The organism is Bradyrhizobium sp. MI1.4 (assembly GCF_055811315.1).
This window is the reverse complement of sequence record NZ_JBVVPP010000041.1, coordinates 1-20,728: the sequence shown is the minus strand read 5'-3', so window position 1 is coordinate 20,728 and position 20,728 is coordinate 1. Positions and strand designations below refer to the sequence as shown.

The 20,728-nt window shown below is 64.1% G+C and carries 18 protein-coding genes; 12 read left to right on the top strand and 6 right to left on the bottom strand.

Annotation, left to right across the window (positions count from 1 at the left end):
* The first annotated feature begins 241 nt into the window (after positions 1 to 241).
* Positions 242 to 3,082 carry a preprotein translocase subunit SecA gene (gene secA / locus AC0L23_RS29990; protein WP_085394759.1) on the top strand — a complete coding sequence of 947 codons (2,841 nt, stop codon included), beginning with the start codon at positions 242 to 244 and terminating at the stop codon, positions 3,080 to 3,082.
* 220 nt (positions 3,083 to 3,302) lie between these two features.
* Here secA and AC0L23_RS29985 read toward each other — a convergent pair whose 3' ends face one another.
* Positions 3,303 to 3,737 carry a MarR family winged helix-turn-helix transcriptional regulator gene (locus AC0L23_RS29985; protein ID WP_007599198.1) on the bottom strand — a complete coding sequence of 145 codons (435 nt, stop codon included), beginning with the start codon at positions 3,735 to 3,737 and terminating at the stop codon, positions 3,303 to 3,305.
* A gap of 178 nt (positions 3,738 to 3,915) precedes the next feature.
* On the opposite strand from AC0L23_RS29985, the gene AC0L23_RS29980 reads away from it, so the two are divergent.
* The 7 genes from AC0L23_RS29980 (at position 3,916) to AC0L23_RS29950 (ending at position 11,502) form a co-directional block, all read left to right on the top strand.
* Complete coding sequence (locus AC0L23_RS29980) at positions 3,916 to 5,103, top strand: substrate-binding domain-containing protein (RefSeq protein WP_085384113.1); 1,188 nt, start codon at positions 3,916 to 3,918, stop codon at positions 5,101 to 5,103.
* A gap of 174 nt (positions 5,104 to 5,277) precedes the next feature.
* Positions 5,278 to 6,792, top strand: a complete 1,515-nt coding sequence (locus AC0L23_RS29975; RefSeq protein WP_085351652.1) for an amidase — start codon at positions 5,278 to 5,280, stop codon at positions 6,790 to 6,792.
* A 108-nt stretch (positions 6,793 to 6,900) separates the two neighbouring features.
* Positions 6,901 to 7,758 (top strand): branched-chain amino acid ABC transporter permease, encoded by an 858-nt coding sequence (locus AC0L23_RS29970; protein ID WP_085351651.1) that lies wholly within the window; start codon positions 6,901 to 6,903, stop codon positions 7,756 to 7,758.
* A gap of 4 nt (positions 7,759 to 7,762) precedes the next feature.
* Positions 7,763 to 8,980, top strand: a complete 1,218-nt coding sequence (locus AC0L23_RS29965) for a substrate-binding protein (RefSeq protein ID WP_085358862.1) — start codon at positions 7,763 to 7,765, stop codon at positions 8,978 to 8,980.
* 6 nt (positions 8,981 to 8,986) lie between these two features.
* On the top strand, positions 8,987 to 10,093 hold the full coding sequence (locus tag AC0L23_RS29960; protein WP_085358860.1) for a branched-chain amino acid ABC transporter permease: 1,107 nt from the start codon (positions 8,987 to 8,989) through the stop codon (positions 10,091 to 10,093).
* Entirely contained in the window at positions 10,080 to 10,814 is a 735-nt protein-coding gene (locus AC0L23_RS29955; RefSeq protein ID WP_085358858.1) for an ABC transporter ATP-binding protein, read from the top strand. Before AC0L23_RS29960 ends, AC0L23_RS29955 begins: the two co-directional genes overlap by 14 nt.
* Entirely contained in the window at positions 10,807 to 11,502 is a 696-nt protein-coding gene (locus tag AC0L23_RS29950; RefSeq protein ID WP_085358856.1) for a branched-chain amino acid ABC transporter ATP-binding protein, read from the top strand. Before AC0L23_RS29955 ends, AC0L23_RS29950 begins: the two co-directional genes overlap by 8 nt.
* A gap of 186 nt (positions 11,503 to 11,688) precedes the next feature.
* Here the strand turns inward: AC0L23_RS29950 and AC0L23_RS29945 are convergent, their stop codons facing one another.
* The 4 genes from AC0L23_RS29945 to AC0L23_RS29930 all read right to left on the bottom strand — a co-directional run bounded on the left by AC0L23_RS29945 (position 11,689) and on the right by AC0L23_RS29930 (position 16,036).
* The gene (locus AC0L23_RS29945) at positions 11,689 to 13,233 is read right to left on the bottom strand and encodes a L,D-transpeptidase family protein (protein ID WP_240543212.1); all 1,545 of its coding nucleotides are present in this window, start codon (positions 13,231 to 13,233) and stop codon (positions 11,689 to 11,691) included.
* Positions 13,234 to 13,645: 412 nt separating this feature from the next.
* Positions 13,646 to 14,608: an acetyl-CoA carboxylase carboxyltransferase subunit alpha gene (locus AC0L23_RS29940; RefSeq protein WP_007599220.1), complete on the bottom strand. Its 963-nt coding sequence runs from the start codon at positions 14,606 to 14,608 to the stop codon at positions 13,646 to 13,648.
* A gap of 281 nt (positions 14,609 to 14,889) precedes the next feature.
* Positions 14,890 to 15,873: a site-specific tyrosine recombinase XerD gene (xerD, locus tag AC0L23_RS29935; protein WP_085351648.1), complete on the bottom strand. Its 984-nt coding sequence runs from the start codon at positions 15,871 to 15,873 to the stop codon at positions 14,890 to 14,892.
* A 16-nt stretch (positions 15,874 to 15,889) separates the two neighbouring features.
* Positions 15,890 to 16,036, bottom strand: coding sequence for a hypothetical protein (locus tag AC0L23_RS29930; RefSeq protein ID WP_035669499.1), 147 nt, complete (start codon positions 16,034 to 16,036; stop codon positions 15,890 to 15,892).
* 184 nt (positions 16,037 to 16,220) lie between these two features.
* Here AC0L23_RS29930 and AC0L23_RS29925 point away from each other — a divergent pair, with 184 nt between their 5' ends.
* The 3 genes from AC0L23_RS29925 (at position 16,221) to AC0L23_RS29915 (ending at position 19,384) form a co-directional block, all read left to right on the top strand.
* Positions 16,221 to 16,844 carry a shikimate kinase gene (locus AC0L23_RS29925; protein ID WP_085384097.1) on the top strand — a complete coding sequence of 208 codons (624 nt, stop codon included), beginning with the start codon at positions 16,221 to 16,223 and terminating at the stop codon, positions 16,842 to 16,844.
* A complete protein-coding gene (aroB, locus tag AC0L23_RS29920) occupies positions 16,841 to 17,989 on the top strand; it encodes a 3-dehydroquinate synthase (RefSeq protein WP_085358854.1) in 1,149 nt (382 codons plus the stop codon). The genes AC0L23_RS29925 and aroB overlap by 4 nt, the downstream gene beginning before the upstream one ends.
* 90 nt (positions 17,990 to 18,079) lie before the next feature.
* Positions 18,080 to 19,384, top strand: a complete 1,305-nt coding sequence (locus tag AC0L23_RS29915; RefSeq protein WP_018452925.1) for an HlyC/CorC family transporter — start codon at positions 18,080 to 18,082, stop codon at positions 19,382 to 19,384.
* 142 nt (positions 19,385 to 19,526) lie between these two features.
* On the opposite strand, the gene AC0L23_RS29910 is transcribed toward AC0L23_RS29915, so the two are convergent.
* Entirely contained in the window at positions 19,527 to 19,802 is a 276-nt protein-coding gene (locus AC0L23_RS29910) for a BolA family protein (RefSeq protein WP_026232423.1), read from the bottom strand.
* Positions 19,803 to 19,954: 152 nt separating this feature from the next.
* On the opposite strand from AC0L23_RS29910, the gene AC0L23_RS29905 reads away from it, so the two are divergent.
* Entirely contained in the window at positions 19,955 to 20,590 is a 636-nt protein-coding gene (locus tag AC0L23_RS29905; protein WP_027515160.1) for a J domain-containing protein, read from the top strand.
* Positions 20,591 to 20,728 lie beyond the last annotated feature (138 nt).

Here is a 20,728-nt window from a genome sequence, read left to right as displayed (position 1 = left end):
GTTGACAAGGCCCTGACCGGGCCATATCTCTGCCCGGTCGCGTCCATGCGATGGCGTTTATTTTGCTGCGTTTTTGGCCGTTGAACCCAGACTTGCCCAACTCCCACCCATATGGCGGATGGACCCCCCGCAGACGGGGCTCTGGCGCCCAGCAGGCGTCACGGTGAGTTGATAGGCAGGCGGGTGACAACCTCTTGGCTGCAACGCGAACGCGGTTGAATCGCGAACACAGGAACTAAGCATGATCGGCGCGCTCGCCCGCAAGTTTTTCGGCTCCGCCAACGACCGGCGGGTGAAGGGATATCAGTCCCGCGTCAACGCGATCAACGCGCTGGAGCCCGAGGTCTCGAAACTCTCCGACGAGGCACTCAAGGCCCGCACCGTCGAGTTCAGAAAGCAGCTCGCCGAGGGCAAGACCCTGGACGACCTGCTGGTCCCCGCTTTCGCCACGGTCCGTGAAGCCGCCAAGCGCACGCTCGGCCAGCGCCATTTCGATGTCCAGCTGATCGGCGGCATGGTGCTGCACGAGGGCGACATCGCCGAGATGAAGACCGGCGAAGGCAAGACCCTGGTCGCAACGCTCGCGGTCTACCTCAACGCGCTCGCCGGCAAGGGCGTCCACGTCGTCACCGTCAACGATTACCTCGCCCGCCGTGACTCCGCCTGGATGGGCCAGATCTACGGCTTCCTCGGCCTGACCACCGGCGTGATCGTGCACGGCCTCGACGATTCCGAGCGCAAGATGGCCTATGCCTGTGACATCACCTACGGCACCAACAACGAATACGGCTTCGACTATCTGCGCGACAACATGAAGTACCGGCTCGAGGACATGGTCCAGCGGCCGCACTTCTACGCCATCGTCGACGAAGTCGACTCCATCCTGATCGACGAAGCGCGCACGCCGCTGATCATCTCCGGCCCGCTCGACGACCGCTCCGACTTCTACAACACCATCGACGGCTTCCTGCCCAAGCTCGACAAGTCCGACTACGACGTCGACGAGAAGCAGCGTACGGTGACGCTGACCGAAGCCGGCATGGAGAAGATCGAGACGCTGCTGCGCGATGCCGGCCAGCTCAAGGGTGAATCGCTCTACGACGTCGAGAACGTTTCCGTCGTGCACCACATCAACCAGGCGCTGCGCGCCCACACGCTGTTCACGCGCGACAAGGACTACATCGTCCGCGACGACGAGGTCGTCATCATCGACGAGTTCACCGGTCGCATGATGCAGGGCCGCCGCTATTCGGAAGGCCTTCATCAGGCGCTGGAAGCCAAGGAGCACGTGCAGGTCCAGCCGGAAAACCAGACGCTGGCCTCGATCACCTTCCAGAACTATTTCCGGATGTACGAAAAGCTCGCCGGCATGACCGGCACGGCGCTGACCGAAGCCGACGAATTGTTCGACATCTACAAGCTCGAGGTCGTGGAGATCCCGACCAATTTGCCGGTCGCCCGTCTCGACGAGGACGACGAGGTCTATCGCACCCAGAACGAGAAATACGCCGCGATCCTGGCCGAGATCGAGCGCGCCAATGCGCGGCTGCAGCCGGTGCTGGTCGGCACCGCCTCGATCGAAAAGTCGGAAGTGATCGCCGAATATCTCAAGAAGCACGGCTATCGGCAGATCGATTTCGGCAACGAAAATTCGATGCAGAAGCTGTACGCGGCGGCCCGCGCCGGCAAACCGGCAAAGCTGTTCGCGGTGCTGAATGCGCGCTTCCACGAGCAGGAAGCCTACATCGTCGCGGAAGCCGGCGTCCCCGGCGCGATCACGATCGCGACCAACATGGCCGGCCGCGGCACCGACATCAAGCTCGGCGGCTCGCTGGAAATGCGCATCCAGCAGGAGGCCGCTTCGATCGAGGACGAGGCCGAGAAGGCCTTGAAGATCGAGCAGATCAAGGCCGACATCGAGCACTTCCGCGACATCGTGCTGAAGGCCGAGGAAGAGGTCGAGATCGAGCCCGCGAAGGGTTCGAAGCCCGCCAAGACCGTGAAGAAGCCCGGCGGCCTCTACATCATGGGCTCCGAGCGCCACGAATCCCGCCGCATCGACAACCAGCTCCGCGGCCGCTCCGGCCGTCAGGGCGATCCCGGCCGCTCGAAATTCTTCCTGTCGCTGGAAGACGATCTGATGCGCATCTTCGGCTCGGATCGCCTCGACAGCATGTTGCAGCGTCTCGGCCTGCAGGAGGGCGAGGCCATCATCCATCCCTGGATCAACAAGGCGCTCGAAAAGGCGCAGCAGAAGGTCGAGGCGCGCAACTTCGATATCCGCAAGAATTTGCTCAAGTTCGACAACGTCCAGAACGACCAGCGCAAGGTGATCTTCGACCAGCGCGTCGACCTGATGAAGGACGACAGCGTCGCCGAGACCGTCGCCGACATGCGCCACGCCTTCATCGACGACCTCGTCGCCAAGCACGTGCCCGAGCATGCCTATGCCGAGCAGTGGGACGTCGCGGGCCTGAAGGAAGAGCTCAAGCGCGTGCTCGATCTCGACCTGCCGGTCGAGGACTGGGCCAAGGAAGAGGGCATCGCCGACGAGGAGCTGCTCACGCGCATCGAGACCCGCGCCGACGAGCACATGGCCGCAAAGGTCGCGCAATGGGGTCCCGACGTGATGCGTTACGTCGAGAAGACCATCCTGCTGCAGACGCTCGACCATCTCTGGCGCGAGCATCTGATCATGCTCGACCATCTGCGCCAGGTCATCGGCCTGCGCGGCTACGGCCAGCGCGATCCGCTGCAGGAGTACAAGACCGAGGCGTTCAACCTCTTCCAGGAGATGAGCGCGCATCTGCGCGAGGCCGTCACGGCGCAGCTGATGCGGGTCGAGATCGTGCCGCCGGAGCAGGAAGCCCCGGTGCTGCCGCCGATGGAAGCGCACAAGTTCGACCCGAACACCGGCGAGGACGAAATGGCGCTCGCGAGCGTCACGCTCGGAGCGCAGGCCACCGACGCGGCGTTGCGCGATCCCAAGAACCCGGCAAGCTGGGGCAAGATCGGCCGCAACGAGGATTGCCCCTGCGGCTCAGGCAAGAAGTACAAGCACTGCCACGGGCGGTACGCTTAGCGATCAGGTGTGAGGTGCGACGTCGGCGCCTCACATTCCACTGTCGTCGCCCGGTTTAGCCGGGCGACCCAGTACGCCACGGCTTCTCGGTTCAATCACGTCAGTCTCTGGAATACTGGATCGCCCGATTAAATCGGGCGATGACATCGAGTATGGGGCGCGCGGCTCCATCTCCTTCGCCGGGACGACCGTGTGGAGAGAGCTTGCTAAACACGCCAGCTCAATTCGAGCTGTCGATCAAGCTCTCCAGCAGCCGCTTCAATTCGCTCGTCGATTTGTCGCCGTAGCTCTCGAGGATGTGCTCTTCCTGGTCGACCGCGAGCGAGTTGAGCTTCTTGCTCAGCACCTTGCCGCGATCGGAGATGAACATCAGGACCTTGCGGCGGTCGTTCGGGTCCTGCACGCGGTAGACCAGCGTGTCCGAGACCATGCGATCGATCATCTTGGTCAGCGTCGGATGGTTGAGCAGCACGGCATCCGCGAGCTCTCCCATCGAATGGCCGTTGCCATCCGACAGGACTTTCAGAATGCGCCACTGCTCGACGGGCACGCCTTCCTTGCTCAACCGCAGTTCGAGCTGCCGGTTGATCTCCCGGTTGGCTTGCGCGAGCAGATACGCGAGGTGTTCGGTGATCGGGGTGTTCGGTTTTGCCACGGCTAAGACTTTGTCTTGACCCAAATGAGTGAATGTCTTGCAATCGATGCTGCATCTATATGCACTTCAATTCTTGAATATTCAATATTTTCAAAATAGGATATTGCCCAACAATAGGGCGGGTGCCGCGGCCGCCTGCTGAATGAGCTTTCAAGTCTGGTATCAGACAGGAGTTGGCGTGCGCGCGACGGTAAACTTCCCGGCTCACGGCGGTCCGGCGTTACCGCCGTCCTTGCTGTTCAGGAATCTGTCGCCCGCGGCAGCGGATTTCGACCTGTCGCCGGCTGATGCGCATTTCATGAAGCGCCGCGGCGCACACAACAAGCTCCGCATCGGGGGCTTCATTTGCTGCACCGGCTCGCCCGGTGTCTGGGGCCCGTGCGCGACAAGCAGCGCGCAGCTCGCGGTCGCCGAGATCAACAAGCGCGGCGGCATTCTCGGGCGCGAGATCGAGCTTTCGATCTACGATGCCGGCGGGCCGCTCGACGGGATTCTGAGCCGCGCCGAGCAGGCGATCGCTTCCGATGAGATCGACCTCATCGTGGGACTGCATACCAGCGCGGTGCGTGTGGCGCTGCGCAAGGTTACGACCCGCCACCGTATCCCCTACATCTATACGCCCGTCTACGAGGGCGGCGAGCAGACGCCGGGTGTCATGGCGATCGGCGAGACGCCGCGCTGGCAGAGCCGCCCCTCCATCCACTGGCTTGCCGACGTCAAGAAGGCGGCGCGCTGGTACCTGATCGGCAGCGATTATGTCTGGCCCTGGCAGTCGCACCGCGCGGTGAAGCGCTACATCAAGGAGGCCGGCGGCCATGTCGTCGGCGAAGAGTTCGTTCCCCTCGGCGAAGACAACCACGAGCCGCATCTGGAGCGCATCCGTGCCGCGAGGCCTGACGTCGTCCTGATCTCGTTGATCGGCACCGACAGCATCACGTTCAATCGCGCGTTCGGCGAATGCGGCCTCGGCGCCACGACGCTGCGGCTGGCCGGGGCGATGGACGAGACCGTGCTGCTCGGAATCGGCGCCGACAACAGCGAAAATCTGTTCTGTGCCTCCGGCTATTTCCCGGGCATCGGATCGCGGGCCAACGACGACTTCCAGAGCCGCTATCGCGCGATGTTCGGACCGAACGGCCCCCCGATCGGCTCGCTCGGTCAATCCAGCTATGAGGGACTGCGCTTCCTTGAGGCCGTGGCAAACAAGGCGGGCACGTTGGCGATGGGGCCCATGCTCGCGGCCGGCCGCAACATCGTCTATGGCGGCGCGCGCGGTCCCGTCACCGTCAGGAACGGTCATACCCGGATGCAAATGTATCTCGCCGGCGCGGATGGCCTCGATTTCAAGCTGATCAAACCGATCTGACGCCGGCGCCCCATCTGCAAACGCCCGAATCCAAAATAATACTTGAAAAGGAAAATATTTCCGTCTGTAATATCGAGGTAGAGCCGATGGGCGCGCGCCGCACACGCGCGCCAATGAGGCTCCAATGCCAGGGATTCCAATTCCAGGGATCAAGAAGCCTTTGAGGAGAGCGCCGTGACAGTTGTCCTTCCCACGCCAGCCCAATTGCGCAGTGTCGCCGACCAGTGCGGCCTTTCGCTGACCGACGACGATGTCGCCTCGTTCCGCGGTCTGATGCAGGGCTCGATCGAGGCCTACAATCTCGTCGGAGCCATGCCGGACGAGGTGCCGGAGGTCAAATATCCGCGCACGCCGGGCTATCGGCCCTCGCCGGAAGAGAACCCGCGCAACGCCTGGTATCGCAAGTCGACCGTGAAGGGTGCGGCGAGCGGCAAGCTCAAGGGCAAGACGGTCGCCCTGAAAGACAACATCATGCTCGCCGGCGTTCCCATGATGAACGGCTCGGCGACGCTCGAAGGCTACGTCCCCGATTTCGACGCCACCATCGTCACCCGCATGCTCGATGCCGGCGCCGAGATCGCCGGAAAAGTTCATTGCGAATCCTTCTGCATGTCCGGCGGCAGCCACACCAATGCGGTCGGCGCCGTCCACAATCCGCACAAGATGGGCTATTCGGCCGGCGGCTCGTCGTCAGGCAGCGGCGTCGTCGTCGCGCTCGGCGAGGTCGACATGGCGATCGGCGGCGACCAGGGCGGTTCGATCCGCATGCCGTCCTCGTTCTGCGGCACTTATGGCATGAAGCCGACCTGGGGCCTCGTGCCCTACACCGGCATCATGCCGATCGAGGTGTTCGTCGACCACACCGGCCCGATGACGGCGACCGTCGCCGACAACGCGCTGCTGCTGGAGGTGCTGGCCGGTGACGACGGCTACGATCCCCGCATCAAGGCGCCCAAGGTCGAGGAGTACACCAAGGCGCTCGGCCAGGGCGTCAAGGGCATGAGGATCGGCATCCTCAAGGAAGGCTTTGAGCAGGCGACGGCCGAAGCCGCCGTCAACGAGAGCGTGCGGGAGGCCGCAAAGCGTTTCAAGGATCTGGGCGCCACGGTCGAGAACGTTTCGATCCCGATGCATCTCATGGGCCCCGCGATCTGGACGCCGATCGGCACCGAGGGCATGACCCAGACCATGATGTATGGCGACGGTTATGGGCTGAGCCGATCCGACCTCTATTCGACCACTCTGATGGATTTCCATCGGGGCTGGCGCCGGCAGGCGGATTCTCTGTCCGAGACCACAAAGCTGTTCCTGCTGCTCGGCACCTACATCAACAACACGTTTGGTCCGCGCTATTACGGCAAGGCTCTCAACATTTCCCGACGCCTGACCGCGGCTTACGACAAGGCCTTCAAAGACTACGATTTGCTGCTGCTGCCGACGACGCCGATGAAGGCGACGAAGCTGCCGGAGCCCACGGCCAGCCGCGAAGACTATGTCGCGCGTGCGCTGGAGATGATCTCCAACACCGCGCCGTTCGACATCACCCATCATCCGGCGATGTCGCTGCCCTGCGGCATGGTCGACGGCCTGCCCGTCGGCCTGATGCTGGTCGGCCGCATGTTCGAGGAATCCACCATCTACCGGGCTGCCCACGCCTTCGAGCAGATCGGCGACTGGAAGAAGATGTGAGCGAGGCATTGATGCGGGCCAACGGAACAGGGAAGCGTTTTCGGACGCGTCAAGACAACGAGCCGGAGCCCCGTTCCGATTCCTTCGGAACGGGAAAGGCTCCGGCGCATGGCTAACGCGTTCGTCGCGGCGTTCGAGATCCTGAGCTTCGGCGCGATCATCGTCCTGATCGTGCTGGGGCTCGGGATCATCGCCAGCATGATGGGCATCTTCAACTTCGCGCAGGGCGAGTTCGTCCTGCTCGGGGCCTACATCACCTATCTCGCCTACGCCAAGGGCCTGCCGATCTGGGCCGGCATGGTCGCCGCACCATTCATTGTCGGCGCGCTCGGCTTCGTGCTGGAGGCGCTGATCATCCGACGCTTCTACGCAGCCCCCATCGTCGCCATGCTCGGCACCTATGCGCTCGGCCTGATCATCCGCGAATCCGTGCGCGGCTTGATCGGCGGCTTCTATCTCACCGTGCCGGAGCCGATCGGCGGCTCGATCGATATCGGTGCCATGCACATCTCCGCCTGGCGCTTCACCATCATCATCATCACGGCGCTGGTGATGGGCGGCTGCTATCTGCTGCTGGCGCGCACCAGCTTCGGCCTGCGCGTGCGCGCTACCCTGGAAAATCCTTCGCTGGCCCGCGCCTCCGGAATCTCCACGCCGCTGATCTACGGCGCCACCTTTGCGTTCGGCGCGGCGCTTGCCGGCCTTGCCGGCGCACTGATCGTGCCGGTGTTCAGCCTGTTCGCCGATCTCGGCCTGCGCTTCCTGATCCAGGGCTTTGTCGCGGTCATGGTCGGCGGCGTCGGCTCCTTCATCGGGCCGGTCGCGGGCGCCGGCGTCATCGGCACGCTCAGCGCCGCGCTGCCCTGGGTGATGGCGCCCGTCGTGGCCGATGTCCTCGTCTTCGTTCTCGCCATCGTCTTCATCAAATTCCGGCCGCAGGGCCTCATTGCTGGAAAAGGGGTTTAGTCACATGTCCGATCGTTCTCAGCTCTCCCGTCGCCGGTTCCTTTCGAATCTCGCCTTTGCCTCCGGTGCAGTCGCAACCGGCGTCGGCGGTTGGGTGATCCCGGCGCCCTGGGCCAATGCGGCCGAAGCCCCGATCAAGGTCGGCATCGCCACCGACCTCACCGGGCCGATTGCCTACGCCGGCAATGCCGACGCCAACGTCGCCAAGATGGTGATCAAGGAGATCAACGCCGGCGGCGGTCTGCTCGGCCGCCCGCTCGAGCTCTTTATCGAGGACACCGCCTCGAACGAATCCGTCGCGGTCGGCAACGTCCGCAAGCTGATCCAGCGCGACAAGGTCGACATGGTATTGGGCGGCATCACCTCGTCGATGCGCAACGCCATCAAGGACCCGATCGTCGCGCGCGGCAAGACGCTCTACATCTATCCGCAGCTCTACGAAGGCAAGGAGTGCACGCCTTATCTGTTCTGTACCGGGCCGACGCCGGCGCAGCAGTGTGACGAGTTCATTCCCTGGCTGATCAAGAACGGCGGCAAGAAGTTCGCGCTGCCGAGCGCCAACTATGTCTGGCCGCACACACTCAACGTCTACGCCCGCAAGGTGATCGAGGCCAACGGCGGCGAGGTCGTGTTCGAGGAATACTATCCGCTTGACCAGGTCGACTTCTCCTCGACCGTCAACCGCATCATCTCCAACAAGGTCGACGTCGTCTTCAACACCGTCATCCCGCCCGGCGTCGGTCCGTTCTTCAAGCAGCTCTACGAGGCCGGCTTTCTCAAGAATGGCGGACGGCTGGCCTGCGTCTACTATGACGAGAACACGCTCAACATCAATCAGGCGGCCGAGATCGAGGGTCTCGCCAGCTGTCTCGATTATTTCAAGGTGCTCACCAAGGAGAACCCGTTCGACGCAAAAATCCAGGCGGCCTACGAGAAGGATTTCCCGGGCAACTTCCTGTTCGCTGCCGGCAGCGCCGCCACCGGCACCTATCGCGGCCTGAAACTGTGGGAAGCCGCCGTCAAGGAAGCCGGCAAGGTCGATCGCGACTCGGTCGCCGCTGCGCTCGATCATGCCAAGATCGCCGAAGGTCCCGGCGGACCTGCCGAGATGGTGCCGGGCAAGCGCCACTGCAAGATGAAGATGTACACCGCTGTCGCCAAAGGCGGGAACTACGAGATCGTCGGACGCAGCGACGGACTCGTCGATCCCAAGGAATGCTAGAGTCGAATGCCGAAAGCGATGGGCGCAGTAAAGCAGGCAGTCCCCGCTGAGATCAGCGGGGAGCAGAACGTTGCCATGGTTGAACACGGATCAGCAGGGCAAGCCGGTTCGGCGCGGAAAATCCTGCCGATCGTGGAGGGCGTCGTGCTCGTCGCGGCGCTGCTCGCGCCGCTGGTGCTGCAGGACTACCTCACGGTGTTCGCGACGCGCGTGATCATCCTCGCGCTGTTCGCGCTGTCATTCGACCTGGTGTGGGGCTATGCCGGCATCATGAGCTTCGGCCAGGCGCTGTTTTTCGGCTCGGCCGGCTATGGCGTGGCGCTGCTCGCGCGCGATCTCGACATTACCAACATCTTCCTGGTGCTGCCCGCGGGCACCATGATCGGGCTCACCTTTGCGCTACTGCTGGGCGGCTTCCTGCTGCTTGGACGGCATCCCTCCAGCGTGATCTTCGTCTCGCTGGGCACGCTGACCGGATCCTACGCCGCCGATCGGCTTGCGCGCGGCTGGTACTATCTCGGTGGCCAGAACGGCATCCCCTCGATCTCCTCGATGACGCTCGGCAGTTACGAGTTCTCGGAAGGGCCGCCGTTCTATTATCTCGTGCTTGGCCTGCTCGTCGTGGTCTATCTCCTCTGCCGCTTTCTGGTGCGCTCGCAGTTCGGGTTGGCGCTCGCGGGATTGCGCGAGAACGAGCAGCGCATCGCCTTTTTCGGCTACAAGGCGCAGCATCTGAAGGCGATCATTTTTGCGATCGGAGGCGCAGTGGCCGGCCTCGCCGGCAGCCTCTATGCCTTCCACGAAGGTTTCGTCTGGCCCAACATGGTCGGCGTCGTGGTCTCGACGCAAGTGGTGCTCTATGTGCTGTTCGGCGGCTCCGGCACGCTGATCGGCGCCGTCATCGGTGCCGTCATCGTCGAGGGCGTCAGCTTCTGGCTCTCGGACAATTACCGCGAGGTCTGGCCGATCATCCTTGGCGTGCTGCTCCTGCTGGTGATTCTGTTCCGGCCGCTCGGCCTGATCAGCTTCGTGCTCGGCGAGCGCGAGCGGGTCGGCAGCTTTGGTGGCAAATCCAGGAAGACCGCGAAGGAGAAGCGCGATGCCGCTCCTTGAAGCCACCGGCGTCAAGAAGATCTTCGGGAAGCTCACCGCGCTCGACGGCGCCGCGCTGACCGTCGGCGAGAACGAGTTTCACGGCCTGATCGGCCCGAACGGCTCCGGCAAGAGCACGCTGATGAAGTGCATCGCCGGCGCCGAGGTGCCGACACAGGGCAAGGTCTCCTTCGTCAACGCCGATATCACCGCGTTCACGCCGACCGAGCGTGCCCGCGCCGGTATGAGCTTGAAATTTCAGATCACATCCGTGCTGCCGACGCTGACGCTCTACGACAACATTCTGCTCGCGCTGCAGGCGCAATCCTCGCTGTTCGATCTCGTGTTCTCGCGCACGCGCGGGCTCTTGCACGATCAGGTCATGACCATGCTGACGCAATTTCGCCTCGCCAACCGCGCTTTCGACGCGGCGGCGGCGCTGTCGCACGGCCAGCAGCAATGGCTGGAGATCGCGATGGCGCTGGCCTGCAAGCCGAAGCTTCTGCTGCTGGACGAGCCGACCGGCGGCATGAGCCTGGAGGAGCGCCGCGTCACCGGTGAATTGCTGCAGCCGATCAAAAAACATTGCTCGCTGGTCATCGTCGAGCACGATCTCGATTTCATCCGCGACATCTGCGATCGTCTCACCGTGCTCGACCAGGGCAAGGTGCTGGCGTCCGGCACGGTGTCGGAGATCCAGGCCAACAAGGCCGTCCAGGAGATCTATTTGCGCCGTGCCTGAATTTTTGGACATCAAGCATCTCGACGCCGGCTATGGTCGCAGCCAGGTCCTGTTCGACGTCAACCTCGGCATTCCCTGGCGCGGCGGTGTCGCCGTGCTGGGCCGCAACGGCGCCGGCAAGACCACGCTGATGAAGACCATCGTCGGCGAACTGCCGCCGTGGAAGGGCGAGGTCGCCTTCGATGGCCGCGACGTCAGCCGCCGCGCGACCCAGGAGCGCGTGCGCGCCGGCATCGGCTACGTGCCGCAGGAGCATTCGGTGTTCGCGCGCCTGTCGGTGCGCGACAATCTCGCGGTCGGGTCGCTCGCGAGCAGGAAAGCCGACGCGGTCGAGCACGTGCTGACCATCTTCCCAAAGCTCGGCCAGCGCCTCGACCAGCCCGCCGGCACGCTTTCCGGCGGCGAGCGCAAGATGCTCGCCATCGGCCGCGCCATGCTGGGCGATCCAAAACTTCTTCTGCTCGACGAGCCGACCGAAGGCGTCTGGATCGGCGTAATCGAGGAGATCACCGAGCGCCTGATCGAGCTTGCGAAAACCATCGCCGTCATCATCGTCGAGCAGCACCTCGACCTCGCGCTCCGCGTCGCCGATTACGCCTACGTGCTGGACCGCGGCCGCGTCGCGCTGCAAGGCGAAGCGGGCGAGGTGAGGGGCAATCCGGAGCTGCTGCGGTATCTGGCGCCCTAGGGCGCGCGTGAAGCGCATCGCTCTCACACCGAGCTCGGCTGTCATGCCCCGCGAAGGCGGGGCATCCAGTACGCCGCAGCTTCTCGATCGATAAGGGGTGCCTCTGGAATACTGGATTCCCCGCCTTCGCGGGGAATGACGGCGTCAGGCTGGGATGGATCGAAGAGATTAAGCGGAGCGCCCGCTTTACTTCACCGCCCCAAACCGGCTGTCGAACGAGTTCGATTGCACCACCGGCGCGGCGCCCATGATCTGGGTCGCTTCACCCGCGCCATCCGACACCGACGGCTTCAGCGTCGGGCGGGTTGCGGCGAGGCGGGTGTCGGGCTTCGCAGGTTCGGCGGGTTTGGCAGTGGCAACAGCCGGCTTCGGTGCATCCTTCGCTGCGTCCTTGGACGTGTCGCGGCCCGGTACGAACCGGGTCACCGCGGCCTTCAGCCTCGAGGCTGCGGTGGGCGGCGTCGTCGACGTCGCAGCCGGGGCGACGGATGCCGTGGCCTGCGGCGGCGGCGTGGTCGCGGTGGCGTCGGCATTGCCCACACCTATCTTGCGGCCGAGATTGGAGAAGAAGCCGGATTTCTCGGGCGGAGCTGCGGTGGCGACGCGGGCGCTGGCGGCGGGCGCGCTGACGGCGACGACCGGCTCTTCCTGCGGCGAGGGCGCGGCTGCATCGAGATTCGGCTTCGGCGGATTGACGTGTCCAGGGATGGTGCCCGGCGCCTTCGCCATCGCCAACATCTGGAGCGTGGTGCCTTCGGCGCCCTCGGACAGACCGGTCGAGCCTTCCGGAATCTTCGCGGCAAAGATCTTGTTCATGCCGCCGTCGATGCCGGTGTTCATGCGCGCAACGGGCGTGCCGCGCGAAACCAGCTTGTTGTACTCCGCCTGGTCGCGCGCATCCTTCTCGCGCACGGCGCTGGCGATCTCCTCGGGGATCACATAGGCCGGGCACTTAGCGGACGCGTCGAACACCGGATCGCGCTTGGCGTCGGGCGGCTTCGCCGCGTCGAACACGTACTTCTTCTCGCAGAAATCGACCTTCGGCTCCTGCCGCGTCACCTCGAAATGATCATAGCCTTCCTTGATCATCTTCCAGAACGGCATGTTCGGATTGTTCCGGTGCTTGGCCATGTTCACCGGCGTCATCTTGAACGGATAGGCCTGCAGCTGGAACGCCTTCTGGCCGCCGAAGAAGGATTCGCGCCCGAGCGAATAGATCTCGGCGATCTGCTCGTCCGTCATCGCGTAGCAGCCGCGCGACGAACAATCGCCATGCACCATCAGCTGCGAGCCGCTGCGGCCCAAAGCCTTGTCGAACGCGTTCGGATAGCCCGTGTTGAACGACAAATAGTACGCCGATTGCGGATTCATCTGGCCCGGATTGATCGAGTAGAATCCTTCCGGCGCCTGACGATCGCCTTCGCGCACCTTCGGGCCGAGATCGCCCGACCAGCGACAGATCGGATAGGTCTTGAGCAGCGCGAACTGGCCGTTGCGGGTCTGCTTCCAGACCTCGAGCTCGGCCTCCTGCTTGAACAGGCGCACCAGGATCGGTGATTGCAGATCCATGTTCTTCTCGACCATCGCGGCGAGAAGCTTTGGCGGCACCGGCTGGTTGGCCTTGGCATTGGTCGCAAGCGAAGCCTGGTCGGTGTCGCAGCCGGCCAGCACGAAGCTGGCGGCAAGCGCCACCGAAACCAGAAACGCGCGAGCAAGCGAACGAGAAATCAAGATGGACCCCACACCGTCCAAGGCATCGCGCGCAAACCCCAATCTTGAAGCATGATCCGACCGGAGACCGGGACCCGTCGCGACGGGCTTTTTCGCAATCACGCTCCAGCGCTTATGCCCTGAAGCCATTGATTAAAATTCTAACCTCTGGGTCATGTGGTCGCAACCCGCACGGGGATCACGAGCCCGTTGGCCCAAAGGCGTGGTCAACGAAGACTTAAACTGGGCTGAAACTTGGGCCTTTCGGCCAAACCAGCACTGAGATCGCTGATTTGGGCAAAAAAAGGGTTAACGCGGGGTTACCGGGGGCCTCCGGGACGGTTTGGCCGGCCTCAAATTCAGCGTCGTCTCGGCGAAAGCCAGGACGACGGCGGAGGGGGACGCGTCCAATGGGCCCCAAAGCCCGCCCGAATCAGCCCAGTTTCCGGCCAATATCGAGGAATTTCTGCCGCCGATGCTTGCGGATGGCGTCCCCGTCCAGACCCCGGAGTTCGTCAAAGGCCTTGGCAATGGCGTCGCCCGTGGTGGCGATCATGGCGGCGGGGTCGCGATGGGCGCCGCCGACCGGCTCCTTCAGGATGCTGTCGATCACGCCGAAGCGGAGCATGTCCTGGGCCGTGATCTTCATGTTGTTGGCGGCTTCCTGCGCCTTGGAGCCGTCGCGCCAGAGGATCGAGGACGCCGCCTCGGGCGAGATCACGCTGTAGATCGCGTGCTCCAGCATCAGGACCTTGTTGGCGGTGGTGATGGCGATGGCGCCGCCCGACATGCCCTCGCCGGTGATGATGGCGACGTTCGGCACGGTCAGCGCCATGCAGGCATCAGTCGAACGCGCGATCGCCTCGGCCTGGCCGCGCTCTTCCGCGCCGATGCCGGGATAGGCGCCGGCGGAATCGGCGAGCGACAGCACCGGCAGGCCGAACCGCTCCGCCATCTCCATCAGCCGCACGCATTTGCGATAGCCCTCGGGCCGCGCCATGCCGAAATTATGCTTGATGCGGCTCTCGGTGGAATCGCCCTTTTCCTGGCCCATCACGCAGATGGCCTCGCCGCGGAAGCGGCCGAAGCCGGCCACCAGCGCCTCGTCCTCGCCGAACTTGCGATCGCCGGCGAGCGGGGTGAACTCGGTGATCAGGCCCTTGATGAAGTCGTTGAAATGCGGCCGCTGCGGATGCCGCGCGACCAGCGTTTTCTGCCACGGCGTCAGGTTCAGATAGAGGTCGGCCATCGCCTGCGCCGCCTTGTCCTCGATCCGCCCGATCTCCTCGGCGATGTCGCTGCCGGAGGCCGCAAGCGTCCGCAATTCATCGAGCTTGGAATCGAGCTCGGCGACGGGCTTTTCGAAATCGAGATAGCTGCGCATCTGGTCTGGCATCAACTCAATATAGGGAGGACGGGGCGAGGCGGCGAAGCGGATTCGATGTCGCGGAAAGAAGTGTAGGTTCGTCAATGAGTTGGCTTGTGTGCTCGCAACGAGCGCAGGCCAAATCATCGTGAGGCCCCGGCTCTTTCTGCGGAGATGTGGCCGAAGTCAAGGCGGTTTCATCGTTCCAGTACCGTAGCCCGGATGAGCGAAGCGATATCCGGGGCAGGTCGCCCGATCGTCAATCCCGGATGTCGCTTCGCTCATGCGGGCTACTGCAGCTACGGCAGCAACTATTTCTCCGCCAGCGGGTGCAGGTCGCGGACCAGGCTCTTCAGCCGCTCCTCGACCACGTGGGTGTAGATCTGGGTCGTCGAGATGTCGGTGTGGCCGAGCAGCGTCTGCACGATGCGCAAATCGGCCCCGTTGTGCAGCAGGTGGCTGGCGAAGGCGTGGCGCAGCACGTGGGGGGAGACCAGCCGGGCCTGGAGGCCCGAAGCGACCGCGAGCTCCTTCAAGTCGCGGGCAAAATGCTGCCGCGTCAGATGTCCGCTCTCGCCGAACGAGGGGAACAACCATTTCGAGGCCGCCACGCTGTTCTTCTTGTCGGTCTTGTTGTTGTCCTTGGCCGCCTCGGTCGCCGCGAGATAATCGGCCATCGCCTGGCGCGAGGCCTCGTTGAGCGGCACCAGCCGTTCCTTGTTGCCCTTGCCGCGCACCACGATCATGCGGGCGTCGCGCTTCGCGGCCGTACGTGGCAGCGCCACCAGTTCGGAGACGCGCAGGCCGGTGGCGTAGAGCACCTCGAGCAGGCAATAGAGTCTCAGGGCGCGCAGCCGTTTCGAGAGCGAGGCATCCTCCGCCTCGCTCAATTCCTTGGCGCGGCGGAGCATGCGGTCGACATCCGCGATCGACAGCACCTTCGGCAGGCCACGGCCGCGCTTGGGGCCGGACAGGATCGCCGCGGGATCGTCGGTTCTGATGCGTTCGTTCAGGAGGAAGCGATAGAGATGCCGCATCGCCGACAGCCGCCGCGCGACGCTGGTGGACTTGAAGCCGCGCGTGTCGAGATCGGCGAGATAGTCGCGCAGCGTCTGTGTTTCCGCGTCCGCAAATGCACGGCCGGCGCGACCGAGAAACTCGGAGAAGTCGGTGAGGTCGCGGCGGTAGGCGTCGAGCGTATTGGGGCCGGCGCCCTGTTCCGCCGCGAGCATGTCGAGGAACAGGCCGGTGAGCTTGGCGTCTGAGGACTTGTTATCGGAAGATCTGGCACGCATGCCCGCAGCCTAGCTGCTATTTCTTGAGAAACTTATCCGGCGGGATCGTCACCGTCATCTCCCGCGGCTTGGGATTGACGAAGTTCGCCAGCGCGAAGACCACGCCATAGACGATGCCGGCGATCACGGCGACGACCGTCAGGAAGCGGAACAGGCTGGGCATCGGCAGGATCTCGGAGAGGGTCTCGGTCAGGGGCTTGGCGGGCAAATTAACCAATGAAATCATCCAACACGTTCGCCGTTTCGTGGCAAGAGTCCTCTGGCGAGGGCCCCTGCGGGGTCGTATAGGTGGCCAAAGGATGCCGCCTTTGGCGGCAGATCGAGCGAGACCCATTCGAGCGAGACAAATGCCCGACGCCGCGTTGCCGATCCAAGCCTCGCCCGAGGCCGACATCCTGTCGGCGCTGGGGACGCGCTCGATCGTGCTCGTCGGCATGATGGGGGTGGGCAAATCCACCATCGGCCGCCGCATGGCTCTCCGGCTCAAGCTGCCCTTCGTCGATGCCGACACCGAGATCGAGGCGGCGGCCGGCATGACCATACCGGAAATCTTCGAGCGCCATGGCGAGCCGCATTTCCGCGACGGCGAGGCCCGCGTGATCGCGCGTCTGCTCGACGGCGGTCCCATCGTGCTGGCGACCGGCGGCGGCGCCTTCATGCGCGAGGAGACGCGGACCCGGATCGCGGCGAAGGCGATATCGATCTGGCTCAAGGCCGATCATGATGTCATCATGCGCCGCGTGCGCCGGCGCGCCGACCGTCCGCTGCTCCAGACCGCCGATCCCGAAGGAACCGTGACGCGCCTGCTCACCGAGCGCGAGCCGGTCTACGGCCATGCCGACCTCACCATCGCCTCGCGCGACGTGCCGCACGACAAGATCGTCGATGAGACGATAGAGACGCTGCGCGCGCATCTTTGCGGCGAACGGGCGTCCCCGCCACCAGCCGACGTCGCGAGTGCCGCACGATGACCGCGCCTTTGAAACATTCAGATCCCGTCAATGTCGACGTCGCGCTGGGGAATCGCGCCTATGACATCGTCATCGGCCGCGGCGTGCTGGCCTCGCTCGGCGAACGCGTCGCGCGCCTGCGCCCCGGCGTGCGCACCGCGATCGTGACGGATCGCACCGTCGCGAAATACTGGCTCGAACCCGCCGAGGCGTCCCTCGCAGCCAGCGGCGTTCCGACATCGCGCATCGTCGTCGAGGAAGGCGAGATCTCCAAGACCTATGCCGGGCTCGAAAAGGTCAGCGAAGCCCTGATCGCCGCCAAGATCGAGCGCAACGATCTCGTCATCGCGCTCGGCGGCGGCGTGGTCGGCGATCTCGCCGGCTTTGCGGCGGCGATCCTGCGTCGCGGCGTCGACTTCGTGCAGGTGCCGACCTCGCTGCTGGCGCAGGTCGATTCCTCCGTCGGCGGCAAGACCGGCATCAACTCGCCGCAGGGCAAGAATCTGCTCGGCGCCTTCCACCAGCCGGTGCTTGTGATCGCCGACACCGCCGTGCTCGACACGTTGTCGCCGCGGCAGTTTCGCGCCGGCTATGCCGAGGTCGCCAAATACGGCGTGCTCGGCGACGAGGCCTTCTTCGCCTGGCTCGAGAACAACCATTCCGACATCTCCAAAGGCGGTTCGGCGCGCGAGCATGCGATCGCGACCTCCTGCCGCGCCAAGGCCGGCGTCGTCTCGCGCGACGAGCGCGAGACCGGCGAGCGTGCGCTGCTCAATCTCGGCCACACGTTCGGCCATGCACTAGAAGCCGCGACCGGCTTCTCCGACCGCCTGTTTCACGGCGAGGGCGTTTCGATCGGCATGACGCTGGCGGCGCAGTTTTCGGCGAAGCTCGGCATGATCGGCGAAGCCGATGCGATGCGAGTCGAGCGTCACCTCATTGACGCCGGCTTGCCGACGCGCTTGCAGGACATCGCGGGCTTCGAGCAGGAGGGGCTTGCCGATGCCGACGCGCTGATGACGCTGATGGCGCAGGACAAGAAGGTCGAGCGCGGCAGGCTCACCTTCATCCTGCTGGAGGCGGTGGGGCGGGCCGTCGCCGTGAAGAACGTCGAGCCGGCTCCGGTGCGCGACTTCCTGAAGGACAAGCTCGCGCAAAAGGCATGACGCGAGGCTGAACGGCGCTACAGCGTTTTCGCGCGAAGTGGGTACCGGTTCGCGTAAGAAACGCGTCAAAACAAGAAACCAGAGTGGTTCATGGATTGGCTCGGATTCACCATCGTCATTCTCTGCCTGCTGGTCTCCGGCTTCTTCGCCGCGAGCGAGACCGCACTGACGGGCGCCTCGCGCGCCAGCATGCTGCGGCTCTCCAAGCAGGGTAATCGCGACGCCGACGTGGTTTCGCAGCTGCTCGACATGCGCGAGCGCCTGATCGGCGCCCTGCTGCTCGGCAACAACATCGCCAATATCAGTGCATCCGCCCTGGCCACCAGCATTTTCACGGCCTGGTTCGGCGACGTCGGCGTGCTCTATGCCACCGGCTTGATGACCGCACTGGTCGTGATCTTCGCCGAGGTGCTGCCCAAGACCATCGCGATCAACGCGCCCGACCGTATGGCGCTCGCGGTCGCGCGCCCGATGCGGCTGACGATGTACGTGCTGGGGCCGCTGCTGCGGATCGTGGAAGTCATCGTGCGGCTGTTGATGCGCCTGTTTGGCCTTGCCGGCGAGCACCAGGCGATCCTGTCGCCGACCGAGCGCCTCCGCGGCGCGGTCGACCTGCTGCATCATGAAGGCAAGTTTGAGAAGCACGACCGCGACATGCTCGGCGGGCTGCTCGATCTGCGCGAGCTCCAGGTCTCCGACGTCATGATCCATCGCACCGAGATGACGATGATCAACGCCGACCTGCCGCCGGAGGATCTGGTGCGCGAGGTGCTGGCGGCCGAATACACCCGCATCCCGCTGTGGCGGGAGAAACCGGAAAACATCATCGGCGTGCTCCACGCCAAGGATCTGCTGCGCGCGATCCGCGCGTCCGACGGCGATACCTCGCGCATCGACGTCTCGACCATCGCGCTGCCGCCCTGGTTCGTGCCGGAAATGCGGCCCGTCTCCGAGCAGCTCAAGGCGTTCCGCCGCCGCAAGACTCATTTCGCCCTGGTCGTCGACGAGTACGGCGAAGTTGAAGGTCTCGTGACGCTGGAAGACATTCTGGAAGAGATCGTCGGCGACATCTCCGACGAGCATGACGTCGTGGTCGCGGGCGTGCGCGCCCAGCCGGACGGCTCGGTCGTCGTCGACGGCTCGGTCCCGATCCGCGATCTCAACCGCGCAATGGACTGGCACCTGCCCGACGAAGAGGCAACGACGGTCGCCGGCCTCGTCATTCACGAGGCGCGCTCGATCCCCGACCGCGGCCAGAGTTTCACCTTTCACGGCTTCCGCTTCCGCGTCCTCCGCCGCGAACGCAACCGCATCACCGCGCTCCGTATTTCACCGGTGCCGCGCGAGACGGAAATGGAGGAAGCCAAGCGGCGGCGGGCGGGGACGTCGTTTTGAAGCGGTAGCTGTCATCGTCCGCCTTGTGCGCGCTTGCGCACTGGGGCGGACGACCCAGTAAGCCGCAGCGGCTCGATTCTAGCCGCGCCGCCTCGGAGTACTGGATGCCCGCCTTCGCGGGCATGACAGCCGCATCGGCGAGCTAGCTGCCGCCTTCTCCCGGCGCTTGCGCGTGGATCGCCAGCGCGTGCACGCTGCCGGAGAGTTCCGCGGCCAGCGCCGAATTTATCATGCGGTGGCGATCGACCCGGCTCTTCCCTTTGAAGGCGGAAGACACAATATAAACCCGAAAGTGCGTCTCGCCGCTCGGCCGATGGCCGGCGTGGCCCTCATGTAAATGTGACTCGTCGACGACTTGCAGGCTTTCCGGCGTGAAAGCTTCCTGCAACTTGTTGCTGATAGTGTCTCTGATGGCCATCTGGGTCATTACGGTGCGAGATCGCTCTCCGTATTGCATAGGCCGCCTCTAGCGGCCGTTCAAGGACGCCTCAGCATAGTTTCGGCTATGCTTTTCAGCTAATTGCAATGTCAAGACTTGAAGGTTTTTGCATTGCGTAGTCAAAGTCAGCCATGCCGATCGATTCATCAAAGTTCTTCGACTCCATCCGGATCAAGCCGAAAGGCAAGCAGCCGGAGGTGAAGCCGCGCGACGCCGTGGTCAATTGCGAATGGACCGGGTGTCAGAACAAGGGCGCGCATCGTGCGCCCAAGGGTCGCGACAATCAGCGTGAGTACTGGCACTTCTGCCTGAACCACGTGCGCGAGTACAACCAGAACTACAATTTTTTCTCCGGCATGAATGCCGACGCTGTCGCGCGCTATCAGAAAGATGCGCTGACCGGTCATCGTCCGACCTGGAAGATGGGCGCCAATGGCGGCGTCAAGAAGGGCGCCGAGGCCGAGATCGACGGCGCCTTCGATCCGTTCAGCATGTTCCAGGAGCTGAACGGCCGTACCGGCTGGCGTGCCGGGCCGCAGGCCGCGCCCAAGGCCGAGACGCGCAAGATCATGAACGCCGAGCGCAAGGCGCTCCAGGTGATGGGCCTCGGCCCCGAGTCCACGCTCGCCGACGTCAAGTCCAAGTACAAGGCGCTGGTGAAGCAGCACCACCCCGATGCCAACGGTGGCGACCGCTCCACCGAGGATCGCCTGATCGAAATCATCAAGGCGTATAATTATCTGAAGACCGTGGTGCGCGAGGCCTGAGGCCGCGCCACTGTCTTCCCTTCTCCCCTTGTGGGAGAAGGTGGCGCGAAGCGCCGGATGAGGGGTTTCTCTCGGCGAATTCAACTGCAAGATATGAGGGTGTCGAGACAACCCCTCACCCGTCTCGCCGCTTTGCGG

Coding starts and splice junctions, on each gene's coding strand:
- secA (WP_085394759.1), top strand. CDS start 242: ATGATCGGCGCGCTCGCCCGCAAGTTTTTCGGCTCCGCCAACGACCGG.
- AC0L23_RS29970 (WP_085351651.1), top strand. CDS start 6,901: ATGGCTAACGCGTTCGTCGCGGCGTTCGAGATCCTGAGCTTCGGCGCG.
- AC0L23_RS29965 (WP_085358862.1), top strand. CDS start 7,763: ATGTCCGATCGTTCTCAGCTCTCCCGTCGCCGGTTCCTTTCGAATCTC.
- AC0L23_RS29960 (WP_085358860.1), top strand. CDS start 8,987: ATGCCGAAAGCGATGGGCGCAGTAAAGCAGGCAGTCCCCGCTGAGATC.
- AC0L23_RS29955 (WP_085358858.1), top strand. CDS start 10,080: ATGCCGCTCCTTGAAGCCACCGGCGTCAAGAAGATCTTCGGGAAGCTC.
- AC0L23_RS29940 (WP_007599220.1), bottom strand. CDS start 14,608: ATGCCAGACCAGATGCGCAGCTATCTCGATTTCGAAAAGCCCGTCGCC.
- xerD (WP_085351648.1), bottom strand. CDS start 15,873: ATGCGTGCCAGATCTTCCGATAACAAGTCCTCAGACGCCAAGCTCACC.
- AC0L23_RS29930 (WP_035669499.1), bottom strand. CDS start 16,036: ATGCCCAGCCTGTTCCGCTTCCTGACGGTCGTCGCCGTGATCGCCGGC.
- AC0L23_RS29925 (WP_085384097.1), top strand. CDS start 16,221: ATGCCCGACGCCGCGTTGCCGATCCAAGCCTCGCCCGAGGCCGACATC.
- aroB (WP_085358854.1), top strand. CDS start 16,841: ATGACCGCGCCTTTGAAACATTCAGATCCCGTCAATGTCGACGTCGCG.
- AC0L23_RS29915 (WP_018452925.1), top strand. CDS start 18,080: ATGGATTGGCTCGGATTCACCATCGTCATTCTCTGCCTGCTGGTCTCC.
- AC0L23_RS29910 (WP_026232423.1), bottom strand. CDS start 19,802: ATGGCCATCAGAGACACTATCAGCAACAAGTTGCAGGAAGCTTTCACG.
- AC0L23_RS29905 (WP_027515160.1), top strand. CDS start 19,955: ATGCCGATCGATTCATCAAAGTTCTTCGACTCCATCCGGATCAAGCCG.